The following is a 1,129-nucleotide window of genomic DNA, read 5'->3' as shown; positions in this document are numbered from 1 at the left end:
AGCAGGATGGCTTACCGGGCCAGATTCCTGATCGCCTGTTTGCAAACAGACATCTTTTCTGCAAACAAAAGAGTCGTCTGAGGTTGAACGACACTGGGTACTTGTGGAGGGAGCGAAGACACAGCGTCCTTGTCGATTACAGCAGGGCTGTTCATGGCAATTTTCATTAAGGCTATGTCGGGAGTCGGTGGGTCGGCCCGAATTTTCATCATTATGATCGCTGTCGTATAGATAATGCGATTTTTCTGAATGTCTATCGAAGGACTGACCATAATCTTCTGCCCCCTTTGTCCGGGAATAGTTACCGTCGCCTGTTCCGTACATCAAAGTGATGATCTGAAATTTGTTTCGCCTACAGGATTTGTCACCGAGTGGCGTGCCTGCACCTGAATATCCGTTTGTGCGGGTAATGTGTAATGGTTCGTTTTGCATCGGCTTCCCATCGGTCATTGGCATCGCAGATAATATGCCCGGCTCAGTCTTTATTGTCAGAGCCCTGTTCTGGTTAACTTCAACAATGAAACGGTGGGTCTGCAGCTCAATCGGGCAGACGAAAGGCACAAAGACCAATACGTGCAGGAGTAGGCTTTTAATGGCTCTATCCTTATGTTTTCTATGGATAGGAGCAGTGAGGATAGACGAGAGAATAAGGAGTAAGGAACTAAAACATGGTTTTTCGTGGATTCTCCTATCCATAGTAAACGTGCTGAAGTTCTACTGAAACGCCGATGCTTTATACATGACAACTGTCGTTAAATAATGCTTTTAGCAAAGCGATGTACTCAGAGACGATCACAGAGCTACAGAAAGGCGATTACCTGGTCCCGATGAGGTTCACCTGAATCGTCGAATGCGGGATGTGATGACGACTGCTGAGCAGAGAGCTGAGCAGAGAACCAGATGTTAAGCCCGAGGCGACAGAGCCATCATACAAATAGATATGGCCACTACAAGTGGCCTGCTGGCGAAGCAGATGAATTATGGAGCCATAATCGACACAGATTAAAATTTTAGTGGGGGTTATTTTTAGCTCTTCAATATGACCATTAATCTTCAATATAAAACGAGTCTCACGCCGCTGGATCTCAGGAGGCTTTGGTTCGCAACTCTATTATCATCTATTTTTCAG

Annotated in this window: 1 protein-coding gene; it reads right to left on the bottom strand. The window is 45.9% G+C overall.

Annotation, left to right across the window (positions count from 1 at the left end):
• Window positions 1-696: hypothetical protein (locus tag KDK16_RS10200; RefSeq protein ID WP_257275957.1), on the bottom strand; the 696-nt coding region annotated here is incomplete at its 3' end.
• Window positions 697-1,129 lie beyond the last annotated feature (433 nt).

The sequence above is a fragment of the Endozoicomonas sp. SESOKO4 genome (assembly GCF_024606275.1).
This window is presented reverse-complemented; position numbering and strand designations above follow the sequence as displayed.